Source organism: Nonomuraea rhodomycinica, from assembly GCF_013363995.1.
In the GTDB taxonomy this organism is placed as follows: domain Bacteria; phylum Actinomycetota; class Actinomycetes; order Streptosporangiales; family Streptosporangiaceae; genus Nonomuraea; species Nonomuraea rhodomycinica.
The window spans coordinates 508,902-527,779 of record NZ_JABWGO010000003.1 but is presented as its reverse complement, the minus strand read 5'-3'; the positions used below and the strand labels follow the sequence as shown (position 1 = coordinate 527,779).

Here is an 18,878-nt window from a genome sequence, read left to right as displayed (position 1 = left end):
GGTCATGCCGGGAGCGGTGCGGCGGTCACGCCGGGAGCGGTGCGGCGGCCCGCTTGGCCGCGGACACGCGCCGTCCGTAGGACCACGCGCCCACGACCAGAGCGCCCCCGAGCCCGCCGAAGGCCAGCCCGCCGAACAGGACCATCCAGGTCACGCCCGCGCTGCTGGTGAAGGGCTCCATCGGCGTGAACCGCGCGATCACCCCGACCAGGCTGAGCGGCGCCATGGCCAGCAGCACCACGCCGTACACCGCCAGGCACAGCCCCACCCCCCAGGCCGGGACCAGCGGCAGCAAGGCGGGCACCCGCCGCCCGGCGAGAAACAGGGTCCACCGCGGGAAGACCATCCCCCACCGGTGCACCAGCCCGAGAGCGAGGAACACCCCGAGCAGCGCCGCCAGCACCGTCACATCGACGCCGGCGGCGGCCAACGCCCGGTAGACGGCATCCCCCTCCGTCTCGACCCCGCGCAGCCAGTCCTCCCCGGCCACGCCGAGGGCGTCGCCGCCGAGAGTCCACACCGTCTTCACCCCCGCCCACGGCGCCAGCCCGCACAGCAGCAGGCAGACCGCCGCCCGGACCCGGATCGAAGCAGCCACACGCCCTCCCGACGTCGAACACCCGTGACGCCACCAGGCTCCCGCCGAGCCGCGGCGAAGGGCTTCCCCCGTGCGGGTGAAGCCCTTCACACCGCGGGGTGAGCGGGCGACCGGCCCGGCACGCGCGCCCGCCCCGCGCCCGGGAGCGATCTCGGCCGGGAGCCGCGTCAGCGTGCGGCGGGGTGGAAGTCGTAGGGCAGCGCGTCGTGGACGTAGTACACGCAGTCGGCGCCCGGGGCGCACCTGCCCCAGTGGACGGCCTTCGACGGATAGGACAGGTAGTCGCCCGCGCCGACGCGGTAGGTCTTGTGCCCCTGCACGTGCCACAGCATGACCCCGGAGACGCCGACGACGCGTTCGGGGCTGGTGTGCCAGTGCGGGGAGAACGGCGTGCCGGCCTTGAGCGTGAACATCGCCTCCGAGGCGCCCTTCTCCGGGTCGCCTTGGAGCTGGACGAACGTGCACCCCTCCAGGCCCTCGCAGGGCGAGCCGCCCTTGCCGTGGCGGTGGTAGACGACCTCGCCGGACGCCGTGCCGGACGCCTGCGCGGGCCGGGACCGGGCGGACGAGCCGGGCGCCGCCACCGCCACGAGGGCCAGCGAGGCGGCCAGGGCGACCGGCACGAGCTTCTTGATCATGACATGCCTTCCTGCCGATAATCGGACCGCAGTCCGGATACAGCGGGAAGCTACCGGACCGCAGTCCGGATAGTCAACCGCCCTCACGTCGGCAGGCAGCGGCCCGTGACGGCCGAGAACAGCCGCTCCTTCCCCGGCAGGATCCGCAGGTTGACCCGGTCCCCCTTGCCGGGCGGGGCGTTCGGGTCGACGCGCGCGATGACGGTCTGCGCGGCCAGCGCCGGGTCGGCGGCGTGGGCGTACTGGCCGTACAGGAAGGCGTCCGAGCCCAGCTCCTCGACGACCGTGACGGTGATCGGGAACGCGGAGGGATCGGCCTCGCCGTCGCCGACCACCTCGACCGACTCGGGCCGGAAGCCGAGGATGACGCGGTCGCCGCCCTCCTTGCGCAGCGCCTGGAGCGTCTCGCGGCCGAGCCGGACCCGCTGGTCGCCGAGCACGGCCTCCTCGCCCTCCACGCGGTACTCGGCCAGGTTCATCGCCGGTGAGCCGATGAAGCCGGCGACGAAGACGTTGGCCGGGTGCTGGTAGAGCCGCAGCGGCGTGTCCACCTGCTGCAGGATGCCGTCCTTGAGCACGGCCACCCGGTCGCCCATCGTCATGGCCTCGACCTGGTCGTGGGTGACGTACACCGTCGTCACCCCGAGCCGGCGCTGCAGGGCGGCGATCTGCGTGCGGGTCTGCACCCGCAGTTTGGCGTCCAGGTTCGACAGCGGCTCGTCCATGAGGAACACCTTCGGCTCGCGCACGATGGCGCGGCCCATCGCCACGCGCTGCCGCTGGCCGCCGGACAGCGCCTTGGGCTTGCGGTCCAGGAACTCCTCCAGGTCGAGCAGGCGGGCGGCCTCGCGCACCCGCCGGTCGCGCTCCTCCTTGGGCGCCTTCATCACCCTCAGGGCGAAGCCCATGTTGTCGGCCACCGTCATGTGCGGGTAGAGCGCGTAGTTCTGGAACACCATCGCGATGTCCCGGTCGCGCGGCGCGAGGTGCGTGACGTCCCGCTCGCCGATGCTGATGCTGCCGCCGTCGACGCGTTCGAGCCCGGCGAGCATGCGCAGGGAAGTGGACTTGCCGCAGCCGGACGGGCCGACGAGGACCAGGAACTCGCCGTCCTTGATGTCGAGGTCGAGGGCGTCCACCGCGGGCCGCTCGGACCCCGGGTAGACGCGGGTCGCCTCGTCGTAGAGAACTTTGGCCATCGCTCTTCTCCTCAAACGATCAGTACGGGCCTCGGTAGGAGGCCCCGTGGGAGCCCGCCGGGCTCAGGGACGGCGTCCGGCCGTGCCCGACCTCGACGAGCAGCAGGCGCCCGGCCAGCTTGCGCAGCGTCCGCTCCTCGTCGCGCGGCACGCCGCTGTCGGTGATCACCACGTCGTACGCGCTCACGTCGCGGTGGCTGAACGGCGCGTGCCGCCCGAACTTGGAGGAGTCGACGAGCAGCAGGTGCGCCTGGGCGGCGTCGAGCATCGCCTCCTTGACCGCGGCGTAGCCCTGGATCGGGTGGTAGAGGCGGCCCGCGGTGACCGCGACCGCCGACATGAGGGCGACGTCAGCGCGGATGCGCTGCAGGGCGCGGGTCACCTCGGGCCCGGTCGTCGAGTCGAAGACGCCGTGGTAGTCGCCGCCGAGCAGGATCGCCTGGCTGTGCTCGGTGGCGGCGACGAGCCGGGCGACGCCCACGGAGTTGGTCACCACGGTGTAGCCGCCGCGCTCGTCGAGCCGCCGGGCCAGCGGGAACAGCGTCGTCGAGTCGTCCATGAGGAGCACGCCCCGGCGCGGCAGCTCGCGCAGGGCGGCCTCGGCGATCGCCTCCTTCTCCGCCAGCCGCGTGCGCCTGCGCAGTTCGGGGGCGACCTCCATGGTCACGGCGGCGACCGCCGCCGCGCGGCCGCGGGACTTGCGCAGCAGCGCGCCGCTCGCCAGGGCGTCCAGGTCGCGGTGCATGGTCATGACGCTGACCCCGAACTCCTCCGCCAGCTCGGCGATGCCCATCTCCCCCTTCTCCGCCACGCGGGCCAGCACCGCCCGCCTGCGCTCCTCCAGACCGGCGGTCGTGGTCCTGGCCCTGGCCACGCGCTCACTCCTGCGGCCGGACCACTGCCTTGACCAGCTCGGGGTCGCGCGTGCCGGCCGTGAGCGCGTCCTCGACCTGGTCCAGCCCGAAGTGGCCGGTGACCAGGGCGTCCAGCTCGACGCGTCCGGCGGCGGCCAGGGCGATGGCGGCCGGCCAGGTGTTGGCGTAGCGGAAGGTGCCCGTCACCTCCAGCTCGCGCGTCTGCAGGGCCGTGAGCGGCAGCGGGATCTCGTCGCCGCCCATGCCGACGAGGACGACGCGCCCCGCCCGCGCCACCGCGCGGACGGCGTCGGCGGTCGCGGCCGGGTGGCCGGAGCATTCGAGCAGCGCGTCGGGCTCGAAGGCGGCGTCGGCGAGGCTCTCCGCGCGCGCGTCCAGGATCGCGGTGGCGCCCAGCTCGCGGGCGCGGGCGAGCCGGGCCGGGTTGACGTCGGTGACCAGGACCTGCGTGGCGCCGAAGGCGCGCGCCGCCTGCAGGCACAGCAGCCCGATCGGGCCGGCCCCGGTGACGAGGACGCGGGTGCCCGGGCCGACCCGCGCCTTGCGGCAGGCCCACACGCCCACCGACAGCGGCTCCATCAGCGCGGCGGCGTCGTCGGAGACGGTGTCCGGCACGGGGTGGGCGAACTCCTCGTGGACGGCGACGTACTCGGTGAAGGCGCCGTCGATCGGCGGGGTGCCGAAGAAGCGCATGCGCGGGCAGAGGTTGTAGCGGCCGGCCCGGCACTGGGCGCAGGTGAAGTCGGGCACGCCCGGCTCCAGCGAGACGCGCTGCCCCGTGCGGTGGCGGTCCGCGCCCGGCCCCGCCTGCACGACGATCCCGGCCGGCTCGTGGCCGAGCACCAGCGGCGAGCGCACGACGAAGTCGCCGATCCGCCCGTGCTCGTAGTAGTGCACGTCGGAGCCGCACGTGCCGACCGACGTGACCTGGACGAGCACCTCGCGGTGCCCCGGTTCGGGACGGGGCCGCTCCTCCAGGAGGATCTTGCCCACTCCGTGCAGCACGGCCGCGCGCATGGCCCGCTCCTACTCTCCGGTGACGGCGCCGAGGGTCAGGCCGGTGACCAGCCAGCGGCGCACGGCGAGCCCGGCGAGCATCATCGGCACGACCACGATCGTGCCGATCGCGGTGAGCTGGCCCCAGTCGACGCCCGTCTGGGTGACGAGCTGCGAGGCGGCGATGGGCAGCGTCTGGGAGTTGGGCCCGGAGAAGACGACGGCGAAGGCGTAGTCGTTCCAGGCGAAGACGAGGCACAGGATGAACGTGGTGACCAGGCCGGCCTTGGTCAGCGGCAGGATGACCGTCCAGAACGCCTGCCAGCGGGTGCAGCCGGCGACCAGCGCCGACTCCTCCAGCGACGGCGGCACCTCGGCGAAGAACGCGCTCATCAGCCAGATGGCGAACGGCAGGTTGAACGTCAGGTACGCCAGCACCAGCCCCGGGATCGTGTCGATGAGGTTGAGCCCGCGGAAGATGATGAACAGCGGCACCACGACCGCCGCGATGGGCGCCATACGGGTCGAGATGATCCAGAAGGCCAGGTGCCTCTTGCCGCGCATCGCGGTCCGGGCCAGCCCGTACCCGGCGAGCGAGCCCAGGCAGACGGCCAGCACCGCGGAGATCCCGGCGGCCAGCACGCTGTGCCAGATGTAGGGCGTGAGGTTGTTCGGCCCGGAGAACAGGCCCCGGTAGTTGTCCAGGGTCGGCTGGAACGCCACCTGGGGCGTGGCCGCGGTGACGTCGGTGCGGTTCTTGAACGACGACATCAGCATCCACACCAGCGGGACCAGCGTCCACAGCATGAACAGGGCGAGGACCAGCCACACGACCCAGCGGGTGCCGCGCCCGGTCTCCTCCAGCGGCGACTGCGGCGTGCCGCGCGGGGCGGCGGTCACCGGCGGGTGGCGCGGCGGCGCTTCGGTGGTGCTCATCGGGTCAACCCCCTCACGTCCAGCAGCCGGACGAAGGTACGGGCGATGAAGATCGAGAAGGCCAGCATCGCCAGTCCGATGGCGGCGGCGTAGCCGAGGTCGAAGAAGCGGAACGCGGTCTCGTACAGCCGCACCGGGACGATCTTGGTGGCGTCGGCGGGGCCGCCGTTGGTGGTGACCCAGATGATGTCGAAGTACCGGATCGCGTCCATGGAGCGGATGAGCAGCGCGACGAGCAGCACGTTGGAGATCGCCGGGAACACGATGTAGCGCAGCGTCATCCAGCCCGGGGCGCCGTCCACGGCGGCGGCCTCGCGCACCGACTGCGGCACGCTGGCCAGGCCGGCGAGGGTGATCAGGGCGATCAGCGGGGTCCACTCCCACACGTCCATGAACACCACCGCGGCGAACGCGCTGATCGGGCTGCCCAGGATGTCGCCGCTGTAGCCGAGCGAGCGCAGCACCCACGCGTAGAGGCCGAAGGTCGAGTCGGTCAGGTAGCGGCCCAGCAGGCCGACGATCGACGGCGCCACGAACATGGGCAGCAGCAGCAGGCCGAGCAGCACGTTCCGGCCGCGCAGCACCCGGTACAGGCACAGCGCGACGGCCACGCCGAGGACCATCTCCAGGCCCACGGTGAGGACGAAGTAGACGATCGTCCGCAGCCACGACATCCACATGTCGGCGTCGGTGAAGAAGCGGGCCCAGTTGCGCAGGCCCACCAGGTCGAGGCTCACCCCGCCGAGCAGCCGGACGTGGGAGAAGCTCATGGCGATCAGGGCGAGGAACGGCACGATCGACAGCGCGGCCAGCAGGATCAGGCCGGGGGTCATCATGGCGCCCTCGAAGCCGATGCGCGGCTCCCTGGGCTTGGCGGTCTCGGGCCGGGCTCGTTCGAGCACCGGCGAGTGGTCGGCTGCGTGCGTCATCTAGGCCACCCATCCTCGGGCCACGATCTGGTCCACCCGCGCCTTGATCGTGCGCATCGCGTCCCGCGGGGTGGCCCCGCCGGTGAGCATGCGCGAGAGCTGGGTGAAGATCGCGGTGTTGCACTCGTTCCACATCGGGATCTTGGGCCGCAGGCCGATCTTGTCGGGCTCCCACGCCTGGCGGACCGCGGCGGCCGTGAGCATGTTGGGCATCGGCGAGGGCCGCTTCTCCGCGGCGCGCACCTCCGGCAGCTCGTACACGGAGGTGCGGGTGGGGGTGCCGCCGCCGGCCTTGCTCTTGAGGTTGGCGAGCTGCGTCTGGGGCGAGGTGGCCCAGACCAGGAACAGCCAGGCGGCGCCGCGCTCGTGGGGCCGCGTGTTGTCGCTGATGGCGACGCCGGTGCCGCCGTACATGTTGGCCGTGGCGACCGGCCCCTTGGGCAGCGGCGAGTACCCGGTCCTGCCGGGCATCACCTGCTCGTTGCTGGCGGCGAACTCGTGCCAGTTCGGGCACATCGCCAGCCGGCCGGCGCGGAACGCGGCGCCGACGCCGTCCCAGTCCCAGGTGGTGGAGGCGGGGTCGGCGATGGCCAGCAGCTTCTGGTAGAACTCGGCGCCGGCGATCGCGGCGTCGGAGTCGAGCCGGCAGGGGCCGGGGTCGCGCGAGCCGATCCGGCCGACCTCCTTGCCGTTGTCGAAGTAGGCGCCGCCGTAGGACCACAGCACGTTGCTGAAGTCGTTCATCAGCGAGTCGTGCTGGCGGGCCTGGTGGCCGGTGCCGTACTTGACGTCGGAGCCGGCGTTCTTGTTGAACCAGTTCGCGATCCTGTAGTACTCGTCCCAGGTCCGCTCGCCGCTCGGGGTGGGGTCGAAGCCGAGGTCGTTGGCCATGCGGTCGTGGTACTTGTCGAACAGGTCGCGCCGGTACTGCCAGATCATTGTCGGGGCGTCGTAGGGCAGGGTGTAGTACGCGTTCGGGTCGACGAAGCGGCCGGCGGCGTCCATCTGGGCGGGGATGAAGTCCGCGACGCCGCCGGGCAGGTGGGGCAGGTTCGGGTCGGCCTGCATGGTGCGCAGGTCCACCAGTCCCCGCTGGTAGGGGGCCAGCACCTGGTACGGGTCGGCGTAGATCACCTGGTACTGGGCGTGGCCGGAGGCCAGGTCCAGGGCGACCCGCTGGACGAGCGCGGTCAGCTCCAGGGTGACGATGTTGATGCTGATGCCGGTCAGGTCGGTGAACGGGCGCGTGTTGGCCGCGATGGCCGCGGTCGGGGCGGTGTTCTCCGAGATGAAGTTGAGAGTGGCGCCCTTGAACTGGCGCCACTGGTCCACGGTGACCGAGTGGGGGGCGTCGGCCTGCGAGCCGCAGCCGGCGAGGGTGAGCGCGGCTCCCGCGGCGAGGGCGCCGCGCAGGACGTCGCGCCTGCTGGGTCCGAGCGGGTTCCGGTCCACTGTCCCCTCCCATGGTGTGGCAGGCAAGGGCAATGAGGCCGGTTTATCTTGCATAAATGCCGATGTAAACGCATATGTGAGATTATCTCGCATTTAATATGAGATTTTTGCTTTTCGGGTGGGTTTTGGCTGGTCACCGCCTCGTAGGCTCAGCGAGTGGGGCTGCCATGACACTCGTCGCGGGCGTCGACTCGTCGACCCAGAACTGCAAGGTCGTGATCCGGGACGCCGGCTCCGGCGCGCCGGTCCGCTCGGGCCGGGCCGGGCACCCGCCGGGCACGGAGGTCGATCCCGTGCGCTGGTGGGAGGCCATGCGGGCGGCGATCGCCCGCGCGGGCAGCCTCGACGGGGTCGCCGCGATCTCGGTCGCGGGCCAGCAGCACGGCCTCATCGCGCTCGACTCCGCCGGTCACGTGGTCCGTCCGGCACTGATGTGGAACGACACCCGCTCGGCGGGCGCCGCGAGTGACCTCGTGCGCGAGGTGGGGGCCGGGGTCTACGCCAAGCGGACCGGCACGGTGCCCGTCGCCTCGTTCACCGCGGCCAAGCTGCGCTGGCTGCGCGACCACGAGCCGGGCAACGCCGCCGAGGTGGCCGCAGTGGCGCTGCCGCACGACTGGCTGACCTGGCGGCTGCGCGGCTACGGCCCGGCCGGGGCGAGCCCGCTCGGGCCGGAGCTGGGTGAGCTGGTCACCGACCGGTCGGACGCGAGCGGCACGGCGTACTGGAGCCCGTTCACCGGCGCGTACGACGAGGAGCTGCTGGAGCTGGCGCTGGGACACCAGGCGGTGCTGCCGCGGGTGCTCGGGCCCGCCGAGCGGGCGGGCACGGTCGCCGGGACGACGATCGCCGTCGGCCCGGGCGCCGGCGACAACGCCGCGGCGGCGCTCGGCCTCGACGCGGCCAGCGGCGACGTCGTCGTGTCGATCGGCACGAGCGGCACCGTCTTCGCGGTCACCGGCCGTCCGACGCGGGACGAGACGGGCACCGTCGCCGGGTTCGCCGACGCCACCGGCCAGTTCCTGCCGCTGATCGCGACCCTGAACGCGGCCCGCGTCCTCGACGCGGTGGCGGGCCTGCTCGACGTCACCCACGAGGAGCTGGGCCTGCTCGCCCTCGACGCCCCTCCCGGCGCCGGCGGCGTGGTGCTCCAGCCGTACTTCGAGGGGGAGCGCACGCCGAACCTGCCCGACGCCACGGCCACGTTGTTCGGCCTGACGCTGGCGTCGGCGACCCGGCCCGCCCTGGCCCGCGCGGCCTTCGAGGGCATGCTGTGCGGCCTGGCCGACGGCCTCGACGCCATCCGCGGGCAGGGGGTGGAGGCCGACCGGGTGCTGCTCATCGGCGGGGCGGCGCAGAACGCCGCCGTGCAGCGGATCGCCGCCCAGACGTTCGAGCCGCCGGTGGTGGTGCCGAGGCCGGGCGAGTACGTCGCGGACGGGGCCGCCGCCCAGGCGGCCTGGACGCTGACGCAGGCGCGCCCGCGCTGGCCGCTGTCCGTCGCGGCCGAGCCGCCGCCCGACCACCGGCCGGTCATCCGGCATCAGTACGCCCGTTACGCGGCCCGCCTGGACCCGCCGCCCGCCTGAGACACGGGCTCCTGAGAAGTACGGGCTCCTGAGAGGTACGGGCTCCTCAGGTTCGCGTTACGACACCTCGCCCCGCTCGGCGAGCTCCTCCACCGTGGCGCGGGCCCCGCGCGTGTGCAGCGACGCCAGCGCCCGCAGGTACGGCTCCGCGAACCGCTTGTCGTCGGCCAGGTCGCCGAACAGCTCGCGGTTCTCGATGAAGGCCGTGGGCCGTTCGCGCTGGGTCCGGGCGATGGCCGTCAGCCGGTCGGCCAGCCGGTCCACGACCGTGATCGGCTCGCCCCGCTCGTCCACGCCCTCGGCGTAGCGGGCCCAGCTCGCGACCACGGCCGCCGCCCGGCCGACCTCGCCGCCCGCGGCGAGCCGTTCGCGCACGACGGGCAGCAGCCACTTCGGGATCCGGTCCGACGACTCGGCGCACAGCCGGGCGATCGTGTCGCGCACCTCGGGGTTGGCGAAGCGTTCGATGAGGGTGCGCTTGTAGGCGTCCAGGTCGACGCCGGGCACCGGGCGCAGCGTGGGCGTGGCCTCGGCGTCCATGTAGCCGAGGAGGAACGTCGCGATGGCCGGCTCGCGCGCGGCCTCGTGGACGTACCGGTGGCCCATGAGATGGCCGAAGTAGCACAGCGCCTGGTGCCCGGCGTTGAGCAGGCGCAGCTTCATCAGCTCGTACGGCTCGACGTCGGCGACGACCTGCACGCCGGCCTCCTCCAGCGGCGGCCGCCCGGCGGGGAAGCGGTCCTCCAGCGCCCACTGCGTGAACGGCTCGCAGACCACCGGCCAGGCGTCGCGCACGCCGAACAGCCGCGCCACGGCCTCGCGGTCCTCGTCCGTGGTGACCGGGGTGATGCGGTCGACCATGGAGTTGGGGAAGGCGACCTCGTCCTCCATCCAGTCCGCGAGGGCGGGGTCGCGCAGCCGGGCGAAGGCCGTGAACGTGCGGCGGGCCACGTCGCCGTTGCCCTGGATGTTGTCGCAGGACATGATCGTGAACGGCGGGACCCCGCGCTCGCGCCGGCGGCGCAGCGCCTCGGTGACGAGCCCGAACACGGTGGCCGGGACCGCACCGGGCGCCGCGTCGGCGCGGATCGCGGGGTTGTCCCGGTCGAACTCGCCGGTGACGGGATGGAAGTTGTAGCCGCCCTCGGTGACGGTGAGCGAGACGACGCGCACGGCCGGGCCGGCCATCTTCTCGATCACCGCCTCCGGGTCGTCGGGCGCGAAGAGGTAGTCGATGATCGAGCCGATGACGCGGGCCTCGCGGGTGCCGTCCGGGTGCTTGAGCACGAGCGTGTAGAGGCCGTCCTGGGCGGTGAGCGCGTCGCGCATCCGCGCGTCACCGGGCAGGACGCCGACGCCGCAGATCGCCCAGTCGTGCGCCCGGCCGGCGTTCATCAGCCGGTCGAGGTACATCGCCTGGTGCGCGCGGTGGAAGCCGCCCACGCCGAAGTGGACGATGCCGGCGGTGAGCACCGAGCGGTCGTAGCCCGGGACCGCGACCTCCCGTGGCAGGCTCGCGAGTGTCCACTGTGTCAGTGCCGTCACGGTCATGGCGCACTCCCCCTCGGCGGCCCCGCTCCGCCTCCAGACTGAGCATGGCCTGCTCGGGGGGCTTCAAACGTGCCCGCGACGCCAACCCAATGGTCACAATAAGTAATTGAATAGTCGCACAAAGCTACTTTCTGTGCCTTCATCCGGATATGTCGTATTCGGCCGGGAAGCGCTCCCGGGGGACGGGTCAGCCGTCCCGCTCATGTACGGGGGTAGTCATGTCTCTGCGTGTCGCGTTCGCCGGCGCCGCCACGGTCGCCGCGATGGCCCTGCTCGGCGGACCGCCTGTGTCGGCCCTGGGCGGGCCGCCCGTGTCGGGGCAGGCCGAGGTCTCCAAGCAGGACAGGAAGTTCCTTCGGCTGGCCCACCAGGGCAACCTCGCCGAGATCATCGCCGGTGAGGTAGCCCGGGTCAAGGGCGCGGACGACGCCGTCCGCTCGATCGCGGCCGAGCTCGTCACCGACCACACCCGGCTGGACAAGGCGGTGAAGGACGCGGCCGACCGCCTGGACGTCTCGCTGCCCGACCGGCCCGCCAAGAAGGACCGGGCGGCGCACAGGCGGATCTCGCGGCTGCACGGCCACGCCTTCGACCGGGCCTGGCTCGCCGCGATGATCGCGGGCCACCGCCAGGCGCTCCAGCTCGGCGAGCAGGAGCTCCGTGACGGCTCGTCGCCGGCGGTCAAGGAGCTCGCCCAGGCGGCGGCGCCGGTCATCCGCAAGCACCTGGACCAACTGCTGCAGGCCCAGAAGTGAGGACCCCGGCCCTCACGCGGCCCGGTCCCGCCGGGCCGCGTGAGGACGGGCCGGCGCACCGATGTCCCGCGCTAAACGGTCAGGTCGCAATGATCCGACAAAAGGTATATTGACCACGCCATTCCTGGGTACGGGACGTTGAGGACCGGCCTGAGGAGGCGCGGTGATGGCCGAGAGCAGACTGTCAGCCGAGGAACGTCGATCGCAGATCCGGAAGGCGGCCACGGCCAGCGTCGTCGGCACCGCGATCGAATGGTACGACTTCTTCCTGTACGGCACCGCGGCGGCGACGGTCTTCGCCGAGGTGTTCTTCCCCAAGTCCACGCCCTACGCGGGCACGCTGTCGGCGTTCGCCACGTACGCGGTGGGGTTCCTGGCCCGCCCGGTCGGCGCCGCCATCTTCGGGCACTGGGGCGACCGCATCGGGCGCAAGGCGACGCTGATCGTGACGCTGGTCATGATGGGGGTCTCCAGCGCGCTGATCGGCCTGCTGCCGGGCACCGCCAGCATCGGCGTGGCCGCGCCCGTCCTGCTCGTCGTCCTGCGCGTCCTGCAGGGCATCGCGGTGGGCGGCGAGTGGAGCGGGTCGGTGCTGCTGTCCATGGAGTGGGGCGACCAGCGCAGGCGCGGCCTGATGGCGAGCTGGCCGCAGATCGGCGTGCCGATCGGCCTCATCCTCGGCACGGGCGCCATGTCGCTGCTGGCGGCCGCGTCGGGCCCCGCGTTCAAGGACTGGGGCTGGCGCGTGCCGTTCCTGCTGAGCCTCGTGCTCGTGGCCGTCGGGCTGTGGGTGCGGCTGCGGGTGATGGAGACGCCGCTGTTCGCGCAGGTGCTGCAGAACCGCCAGGTGGCCAAGCTGCCCGTGGTCGAGGTGCTGAAGCGGCACCCGAAGGAGGTCGTGCTCAGCGCGCTGCTGCGGATCCCCGAGCAGATGCCGTTCTACCTGTTCACGACGTTCGTCATCACCTACATCACCGCGCCGCACATCGGGATGTCGAAGACGTTCGCCTTCGCCGCGGTCACCTGCGCGGCGGCCATCGAGCTGGTCGCGATCCCCTACTTCGGCCATCTCAGCGACCGCGTCGGGCGCCGCCGCCTCTACGCGCTGGGGGCGATCGTGCTCGCGATCATCGCCTTCCCGTACTACGCGCTGCTGAACACCGGCGTCGCGGCGATCATCCTCGTCACGATCGTCGTGGTGCAGCTCCAGCACTCGATGGAGTACGGCCCGCAGGCGTCGCTCATCGCCGAGAGCTTCCCGACCGGCCTGCGCTACGGCGGCGCGGGGCTCGGCTACCAGCTCGCCTCGATCGTCGCGGGCGGCCCGGCCCCGCTGATCGCGACGTGGCTGCTGCACGACCACGGCTGGCAGGCGATCTCCATCTTCATGATCATCGGTGCGGTGATCGGGCTCGCGGCCACGCTGGCGCTGCCCGACCGGTCGAAGATCGACATCTCGGACGACGCGGCCTACGGCGCCACCCGGGCCTGACCGGCTCAACCCTGGGGTTGATGATCGTTCGCGGTCCACCCGCAGGGGCAGCCACGGTTCGTCCCGGCGCACGAGCCGTACGGTGAAGATCGCTGGAAGGCTCCTCGTAGGACATCGACCCCCTACGAGGAGACCTTCATGTCAGCGTTCACGCGCGTCCGCGGAGCTCGCGTCGCCGTCGGGCTGGGGCTCGCCGCCGCCCTCCTGGCCGCGCCGGCCGCCCCGGCGTCGGCGGCCCCGGCGTCGGCGTCGGCGTCGGCGGCCCGGACGGCAGGTGGGACGACGGCGGCCGACGCCATCAGGTTCTCGCTGCCCGCGCCCACCGTGCGGCGCCCGATCGGCACCGTCGCCCTGCGCCTGGTGGACCGTTCCCGGCCCGACCCGCTGGTGACCTCGCGGCCGTACCGGGAGCTCATGGTGAGCGTCTGGTACCCCGCCCGGCGCGCGGACGGCCTCCCCCTGGCGCCGCAGATGCCGCCGCTCGCCGCGGCCGGCTTCGACCGGGACACCGCCTCCGACCTCGGCGTCAAGCCGGGCCAGGTGGACTGGGCCGCGACCAGGACGCACGCCCGCGCCGGGGCCCCCGCCGACCGGAGCGCGGGCCGGCTGCCGGTCGTGCTGTTCTCGCCGGGCTACGAGGCCCCGCGCACGCTCAGCACCGTCCTGGCCGAGGAGCTGGCCGCCCGCGGCTACGCCGTCGTCACCGTCGACCACACCCACGAGCCGGACCAGGTGGAGTTCCCGGGCGGCCGGGTCGAGCACTCCGAGCTGCCGCCGGTGAAGACGGAGGAGGACCAGACGAAGCTCTTCAAGGTCCTCCTGGAGGCCAGGGTGGCGGACCTGAGGTTCGTCCTGGACGAGCTGGCGCGGCTGAACCGCGCGAGCGGCTCCGGCGCCGGGCGCGGACCGCTGCCCGCCGGGCTGGCCAGCGCGCTGGACCTGTCGCGCGTCGGCGCGTTCGGCCACTCCATGGGCGGCGCCACGGCCGCCCAGCTGCTGCGCGACGACCCGCGCGTCGACGCGGGCGCCAACCTCGACGGCATCATGCTGGGACCGGCCGCGACGCTCGGCGTCACCCGGCCGTTCCTCCAGGTGGCCGGGCAGACGACCACCCGCGACAGCGAGCCCACCTGGAAGTCCTTCTGGAACGCCTCCACCGGCTGGAAGCGCGAGGCCCGCTTCACCGGCGCCCAGCACTTCTCCTTCTTCGACCTGCAGGCGATCTACCCCCAGCTCGCCGGCCGGCTGAAGGGCCTGCCCATCGCCGAGACCATCGGGACCATCGACCCGGAGCGCTCGGTCGCCGCCCAGCGCGCCTACCTCGCCGCGTTCTTCGACCTGCACCTGCGGGGCCGGCGCACCCCGCTCTTCGACGGGCCGAGCCGGGCGTACCCGGAGGTCACGCTCGTCCCCTGACGTCTCCACCCTGGGGTGTACGCGGATCTCCGACCCGGGGCGGAACCGGGCCGTACGGCCGATCCCTATCGTTGGTCGGGTGCTCAACGTCGGTCGCCTGCTCAACGTCGGTCGGGTCCTCAACATAAGTCGGGTGCCCGGCATCGGTCGGGTGCGCGACGCCGGTCGGGTGCGCGACCGGACGGCGCGCCCCGGCGCGTCCAAGGACGTCGCCCTCCTCGCGGCGCTGGTGCCGCTGTGCGTGATCCAGGTGGCGTACGCCGGCTCGGCGGCGCCCCTGTGGGCGGTCCTCGCCCTGCACGCCGCCCTGCTCGCGCCGCTGCTGCGGCTGCGGCGCGACCCGCTCGCCGTCTTCGCGGTGACGGCGGCGGTGAGCTTCGCGCAGTGGGCGGCGGGCGCCGACCTGCTCGCCGCCAACCTGAGCGTGCTGATCGCGATGTACCGGGTGGCCGCGTGGCGTCCGCTGCGCTGGGCCGTCGCCGCCGGCGCGGTCGCCGAGCTGGGCGTCCTGCTCCTGGTGGCCCGGCCGGACGCGCCGCTGGGGGTGCTGGTCAAGGAGTACGCCGCGTTCTCCGTGTTCGTGGTCGCGATCTGGATCGCCGGGATCCACGCCGCCACGCGCCGCCGGTACGTGCTGAGCCTGGTGGAGCGGGCGGAGCAGGCCGAGCGGGAACGCGGCCAGCAGGCCGTCATCGCGGCCGCGGCCGAGCGGGCCCGCATCGCGCGCGAGCTGCACGACGTGGTCGCCCACCACGTGAGCGTCATCGTGCTGCACGCCGAGGGCGCCGGGTACGCCGTCGCCGGCGAGCCCGAGCTGGCCCGGGACGCGCTGGCGACGATCTCCACGACCGGCCGGCGGGCGCTGGCCGAGATGCGGCGGCTGGTGAGCGTGCTGCGCGAGGAGTCCGGCGCGGGCGAGCCGCGTACCCCCCAGCCCGGCCTGTCGCGGCTCGGCGAGCTCGTCGAGCGCTCCCGCGCCTCCGGGCTGCCGGCCGTCCTCACGGTCCGCGGGACGCCCCCGGACCTGCCCGAGGGGCAGGAGCTGGCGGTCTACCGGATCGTCCAGGAGGCGCTGACCAACGCGCTCAAGCACGGCGGGCCCGGCACGCGGGCCCGGGTCGAGCTCCGCTTCGGCAGCGGCGAGGTCGCGCTCGACGTCACCGACGACGGCCGGGGCGCGGCCCCGCTGACGGCCGTGGGCGGCCACGGGCTGACCGGCATGCGCGAGAGGGCGGCGATGTACGGCGGGACCGTCGAGGCGGCGCCCCTGCCCGGTGGCGGCTTCCGCGTGTCGGCCCGCATCCCCGTCGCGCGGGACGACGCCCGCGACGAGCTCTGGACAGGCCTCCGGGAGGACGCGGGAGATCGCGTTCGCGGGAGCCTCGGAGAGCGCGCGGGGGCGCGCGGCGGCGTGTGGGAGGCGTCGTCGTGATCCGGCTCCTGCTGGTGGACGACCAGGAGCTCGTCCGGGCCGGGCTGCGGCTCGTCCTGCGCTCCCAGCCGGACGTCGAGCTGGTCGGGGAGGCCGCGGACGGCGCGGCGGCGGTCGCGATGGCGCGTGAGGTCGACGCCGACGTGGTGCTCATGGACGTGCGCATGCCGGGGATGGACGGCGTCGAGGCGACCCGCCGCATCCGGTCCGGCGCCACGGCGGCAACGCCGAAGGTGCTCATCCTGACGACGTTCGACCTGGACGAGTACGCCTTCGCCGCGATCAGGGCGGGCGCCTCGGGCTTCCTGCTCAAGGACGCTCCGGCGGCGGACCTGTTCAGCGCCGTCCGGTCGGTGCACGCGGGCGACGCCGTGGTGGCGCCCAGCACGACGCGCCGCCTGCTGGAGCGCTTCGCCGTACACCTGCCGGACGGCACGCCCCGGCCGGACGCGGACGGGCTCACCGCGCGCGAACGCGAGGTGCTCCTCCACGTGGCGCGCGGCCTGTCCAACCCGGAGATCGCCGCGGAGCTGGGGCTGGCGGAGGCGACGGTGAAGACGCACGTCAACCGGATCCTGGCCAAGCTGGAGCTGCGCGGACGCGCCCAGGCCGTCGTCTACGCCTACGAGAGCGGACTCGTCACCCCGGACCGGCCGCCGGGCAGAGCCGCCGGGCGGAGCCACCGGGCTGAGCCACCGGGCTGAGCCACCGGGCGGGGACGTGCGCCGCGGGCGGCGGGACCGGCCGTCCCGCCGCCCGCGGCGCCGGACTCCTCAGCGGGCCAGCATGCCGTGCGGGTCGAGCACGTACTTGCGCGCCGCCCCCTCGTCGAACTCGTGGTAGCCCCGCGGGGCGTCGTCCAGCGAGATCGGCGTGGCGTTGACCGCCTTGGCGATCTGCACCCGGTCGTGCAGGATCGCCATCATGAGCTGGCGGTTGTAGCGCATGACCGGGCACTGGCCGGTGACGAAGCTGTGCGACTTCGCCCAGCCGAGGCCGATCCGGATCGACAGCGAGCCCTGCTTGGCCGCCTCGTCCGAGGCCCCCGGGTCGCCGGTGACGTAGAGCCCGGGGATGCCGAGCGCGCCGCCCGCCCGGGTCACGTCCATCAGCGTGTTGAGGACGGTGGCGGGCCGCTCCACCTCCGCCTCGTGCCCGTGACCGCGCGCCTCGAAGCCGACGGCGTCCACGGCGCAGTCCACCTCGGGCGTGCCGAGGATCTGCTCGATCTGGTCCTTCGGCTCGCCCATGGCCACGTTGATCGTCTCGCAGCCGAAGCTGTGCGCCTGGTCGAGGCGTTCCTTGTTCAGGTCGGCGACGATGACGACGGCCGCGCCGAGCAGGAGCGCCGAGCAGGCGGCGGCCAGCCCGACCGGCCCCGCGCCGGCGACGTAGACGGTCGAGCCCGTCGTGACGCCCGCGCTGACGCAGCCGTGGTACCCCGTCGGGAAGATGTCCGCGAGCATGGCCAGGTCGAGGATCTTCTCCATCGCCCGTTCCTTGTCCGGGAACACCAGCAGGTTCCAGTCCGCGTACGGCACCAGGACGTACTCCGCCTGGCCGCCGACCCAGCCGCCCATGTCGACGTAGCCGTAGGCCGAGCCGGGCCGGTCCGGGTTGACGTTCTCACAGACGCCGGTCTTGCCCTCCTTGCAGTTGCGGCAGCGGCCGCAGGCGATGTTGAACGGCACGGACACGAGGTCGCCGGTCCTGACGTACTCCACGTCCGGGCCGGTCTCCACCACCTCACCGGTGATCTCGTGGCCGAGGATGAGCCCCGCCGGGGCCGTGGTGCGGCCGCGGACCATGTGCTGGTCGCTTCCGCAGATGTTCGTCGCGACGGTCCGCAGGATCGCCGCGTGGGGCAGCTTGCGGCCCACGTTGGCCGGGTTGACCCCGGGGCCGTCCCTGAGCTCGAACGTCGGATAGTCGGTCTCGCGTACCTCGACTCTGCCTGGACCCTCGTATGCGACGCCCCTGTTACCAGGCATGACGAGCCCCCTCCCTGACGCGAAGTGAATGGATGTCGGGCGTTTGGCGGGCGGGCATCACCTCCTGTGTCCGTGACGCCGGCGGCGGCGCGCGACGTGGCCGACACGGTCGCCGAGGTGCTCGTCCTGCGGATGGCGCGCCGCCGGGACGTCCCCGGCCCGCGCGTCCGACGACGCGCGGGCGCCGGCGATCTCGCCTGCCGTTCCCTGCTCGGCCTCTTCCGGCACCTCCCGGGCCGGGCGCGCCACCAGGTCGTAGACGAGCACGGCGAGCACGGCCCCGGCGATCGGGCCGGCCACGTACACGCCGTACTCCTTCCAGGGCGCGTCACCGCCGAACAGGGTCGTCGTCAGGTACGGCCCGAAGGTGCGGGCGGGGTTGATCGCGCCGCCCGTCAGCGGGCCGATGACGAAGATCTCGCACGCGACCGCCAGGCCGATCATGAATCCCGCCCAGCCGGCCGGCGCCCGCCGGTCCACGGCCAGCGCCATGATGGTGATCAGCAGCAGGAACGTGCCCAGCGCCTCCATCAGGATCCCCTGCCCGTAGCCGACCTGCGGGCCCAGGGTGGTCTGCCCGGTGCCGAACTCCGTCGCCGCCCGCCGTCCGAAGCCGCCCACGATGAGCAGGCCGCCGGAGAACGCGCCGACGAGCTGCGCCCCGATGTAGAACGGCACCTCCCGCCACGGGAACCTGCCGCCGGCGGCGAGGGCCACGGTGACGGCCGGGTTGATGTGGGCGCCCGAGGTGGTGCCGAAGGCGTAGACGACGAGCGCCACCACCAGGCCGAACGACAACGAGATGAAGCCGAGGGCGGCGTAGGTGAGCTCGCCCTTGCCCATGATCAGTGCCGCGACCACCGAGCCGGCTCCGAACAGCACGAGCAGCAGCGTTCCGATGGCTTCCGCGACGAGTCGCCGCGGCAGGTCTCCAACCATCGCTACCCCCGATGACGATGGTTCAAGTCCCCTGAGGTCTGCTCTCCTCAGGTTGCGGCCCCCGACATCCGAATCTATACCTGAACAGCG

At 73.1% G+C, this 18,878-nt stretch carries 17 protein-coding genes; 6 read left to right on the top strand and 11 right to left on the bottom strand.

Translation table 11 applies throughout. From position 1 onward, the window contains the following. Positions 1 to 25 precede the first annotated feature (25 nt). The 8 genes from HT134_RS18230 to HT134_RS18195 form a co-directional block, all read right to left on the bottom strand. Positions 26 to 598, bottom strand: coding sequence for a hypothetical protein (locus tag HT134_RS18230; protein ID WP_175601556.1), 573 nt, complete (start codon positions 596 to 598; stop codon positions 26 to 28). Between the two features lie 167 nt (positions 599 to 765). Continuing rightward, positions 766 to 1,236: a cupin domain-containing protein gene (locus HT134_RS18225; protein WP_175601555.1), complete on the bottom strand. Its 471-nt coding sequence runs from the start codon at positions 1,234 to 1,236 to the stop codon at positions 766 to 768. Positions 1,237 to 1,319: 83 nt separating this feature from the next. Then, positions 1,320 to 2,435, bottom strand: a complete 1,116-nt coding sequence (locus HT134_RS18220) for an ABC transporter ATP-binding protein (RefSeq protein WP_175601554.1) — start codon at positions 2,433 to 2,435, stop codon at positions 1,320 to 1,322. 19 nt (positions 2,436 to 2,454) lie between these two features. Next, positions 2,455 to 3,309 carry a DeoR/GlpR family DNA-binding transcription regulator gene (locus tag HT134_RS18215; protein WP_175601553.1) on the bottom strand — a complete coding sequence of 285 codons (855 nt, stop codon included), beginning with the start codon at positions 3,307 to 3,309 and terminating at the stop codon, positions 2,455 to 2,457. Positions 3,310 to 3,313: 4 nt separating this feature from the next. Next, complete coding sequence (locus HT134_RS18210) at positions 3,314 to 4,327, bottom strand: NAD(P)-dependent alcohol dehydrogenase (RefSeq protein WP_175601552.1); 1,014 nt, start codon at positions 4,325 to 4,327, stop codon at positions 3,314 to 3,316. Between the two features lie 9 nt (positions 4,328 to 4,336). Further along, on the bottom strand, positions 4,337 to 5,242 hold the full coding sequence (locus HT134_RS18205) for a carbohydrate ABC transporter permease (RefSeq protein ID WP_175601551.1): 906 nt from the start codon (positions 5,240 to 5,242) through the stop codon (positions 4,337 to 4,339). Beyond that, positions 5,239 to 6,171: a carbohydrate ABC transporter permease gene (locus HT134_RS18200; RefSeq protein ID WP_175601550.1), complete on the bottom strand. Its 933-nt coding sequence runs from the start codon at positions 6,169 to 6,171 to the stop codon at positions 5,239 to 5,241. Before HT134_RS18200 ends, HT134_RS18205 begins: the two co-directional genes overlap by 4 nt. Next, on the bottom strand, positions 6,172 to 7,623 hold the full coding sequence (locus HT134_RS18195) for an extracellular solute-binding protein (RefSeq protein ID WP_312888206.1): 1,452 nt from the start codon (positions 7,621 to 7,623) through the stop codon (positions 6,172 to 6,174). It abuts the gene before it with no gap. 167 nt (positions 7,624 to 7,790) lie between these two features. On the opposite strand from HT134_RS18195, the gene HT134_RS18190 reads away from it, so the two are divergent. Further along, positions 7,791 to 9,212 carry a xylulokinase gene (locus HT134_RS18190; protein WP_175601548.1) on the top strand — a complete coding sequence of 474 codons (1,422 nt, stop codon included), beginning with the start codon at positions 7,791 to 7,793 and terminating at the stop codon, positions 9,210 to 9,212. A gap of 57 nt (positions 9,213 to 9,269) precedes the next feature. Here HT134_RS18190 and HT134_RS18185 read toward each other — a convergent pair whose 3' ends face one another. Beyond that, a complete protein-coding gene (locus HT134_RS18185) occupies positions 9,270 to 10,763 on the bottom strand; it encodes a mannitol dehydrogenase family protein (protein WP_175601547.1) in 1,494 nt (497 codons plus the stop codon). Between the two features lie 218 nt (positions 10,764 to 10,981). Between HT134_RS18185 and HT134_RS18180 the strand changes: the two genes are divergently transcribed. The 5 genes from HT134_RS18180 to HT134_RS18160 all read left to right on the top strand — a co-directional run bounded on the left by HT134_RS18180 (position 10,982) and on the right by HT134_RS18160 (position 16,562). Beyond that, positions 10,982 to 11,518, top strand: coding sequence for a DUF4142 domain-containing protein (locus tag HT134_RS18180; protein ID WP_175601546.1), 537 nt, complete (start codon positions 10,982 to 10,984; stop codon positions 11,516 to 11,518). A 166-nt stretch (positions 11,519 to 11,684) separates the two neighbouring features. Beyond that, positions 11,685 to 13,010 carry an MFS transporter gene (locus HT134_RS18175; protein WP_175601545.1) on the top strand — a complete coding sequence of 442 codons (1,326 nt, stop codon included), beginning with the start codon at positions 11,685 to 11,687 and terminating at the stop codon, positions 13,008 to 13,010. A gap of 138 nt (positions 13,011 to 13,148) precedes the next feature. Beyond that, complete coding sequence (locus tag HT134_RS18170; protein WP_175601544.1) at positions 13,149 to 14,426, top strand: alpha/beta hydrolase family protein; 1,278 nt, start codon at positions 13,149 to 13,151, stop codon at positions 14,424 to 14,426. Between the two features lie 79 nt (positions 14,427 to 14,505). Then, entirely contained in the window at positions 14,506 to 15,858 is a 1,353-nt protein-coding gene (locus HT134_RS18165; RefSeq protein WP_312888205.1) for a sensor histidine kinase, read from the top strand. After that, on the top strand, positions 15,855 to 16,562 hold the full coding sequence (locus tag HT134_RS18160; RefSeq protein WP_175601543.1) for a response regulator: 708 nt from the start codon (positions 15,855 to 15,857) through the stop codon (positions 16,560 to 16,562). The genes HT134_RS18165 and HT134_RS18160 overlap by 4 nt, the downstream gene beginning before the upstream one ends. A 69-nt stretch (positions 16,563 to 16,631) precedes the next feature. Here the strand turns inward: HT134_RS18160 and fdhA are convergent, their stop codons facing one another. Together fdhA and HT134_RS18150 are read right to left on the bottom strand one after the other, a co-directional pair. After that, on the bottom strand, positions 16,632 to 17,849 hold the full coding sequence (gene fdhA / locus HT134_RS18155) for a formaldehyde dehydrogenase, glutathione-independent (RefSeq protein ID WP_175601542.1): 1,218 nt from the start codon (positions 17,847 to 17,849) through the stop codon (positions 16,632 to 16,634). Positions 17,850 to 17,906: 57 nt separating this feature from the next. Then, positions 17,907 to 18,788 carry an MIP/aquaporin family protein gene (locus HT134_RS18150; protein WP_175601541.1) on the bottom strand — a complete coding sequence of 294 codons (882 nt, stop codon included), beginning with the start codon at positions 18,786 to 18,788 and terminating at the stop codon, positions 17,907 to 17,909. Positions 18,789 to 18,878 lie beyond the last annotated feature (90 nt).

Coding starts and splice junctions, on each gene's coding strand:
- HT134_RS18185 (WP_175601547.1), bottom strand. CDS start 10,763: ATGACCGTGACGGCACTGACACAGTGGACACTCGCGAGCCTGCCACGG.
- HT134_RS18190 (WP_175601548.1), top strand. CDS start 7,791: ATGACACTCGTCGCGGGCGTCGACTCGTCGACCCAGAACTGCAAGGTC.
- HT134_RS18205 (WP_175601551.1), bottom strand. CDS start 5,242: ATGAGCACCACCGAAGCGCCGCCGCGCCACCCGCCGGTGACCGCCGCC.
- HT134_RS18150 (WP_175601541.1), bottom strand. CDS start 18,788: ATGGTTGGAGACCTGCCGCGGCGACTCGTCGCGGAAGCCATCGGAACG.
- HT134_RS18225 (WP_175601555.1), bottom strand. CDS start 1,236: ATGATCAAGAAGCTCGTGCCGGTCGCCCTGGCCGCCTCGCTGGCCCTC.
- HT134_RS18170 (WP_175601544.1), top strand. CDS start 13,149: ATGTCAGCGTTCACGCGCGTCCGCGGAGCTCGCGTCGCCGTCGGGCTG.
- HT134_RS18200 (WP_175601550.1), bottom strand. CDS start 6,171: ATGACGCACGCAGCCGACCACTCGCCGGTGCTCGAACGAGCCCGGCCC.
- fdhA (WP_175601542.1), bottom strand. CDS start 17,849: ATGCCTGGTAACAGGGGCGTCGCATACGAGGGTCCAGGCAGAGTCGAG.
- HT134_RS18210 (WP_175601552.1), bottom strand. CDS start 4,327: ATGCGCGCGGCCGTGCTGCACGGAGTGGGCAAGATCCTCCTGGAGGAG.
- HT134_RS18180 (WP_175601546.1), top strand. CDS start 10,982: ATGTCTCTGCGTGTCGCGTTCGCCGGCGCCGCCACGGTCGCCGCGATG.
- HT134_RS18175 (WP_175601545.1), top strand. CDS start 11,685: ATGGCCGAGAGCAGACTGTCAGCCGAGGAACGTCGATCGCAGATCCGG.
- HT134_RS18220 (WP_175601554.1), bottom strand. CDS start 2,435: ATGGCCAAAGTTCTCTACGACGAGGCGACCCGCGTCTACCCGGGGTCC.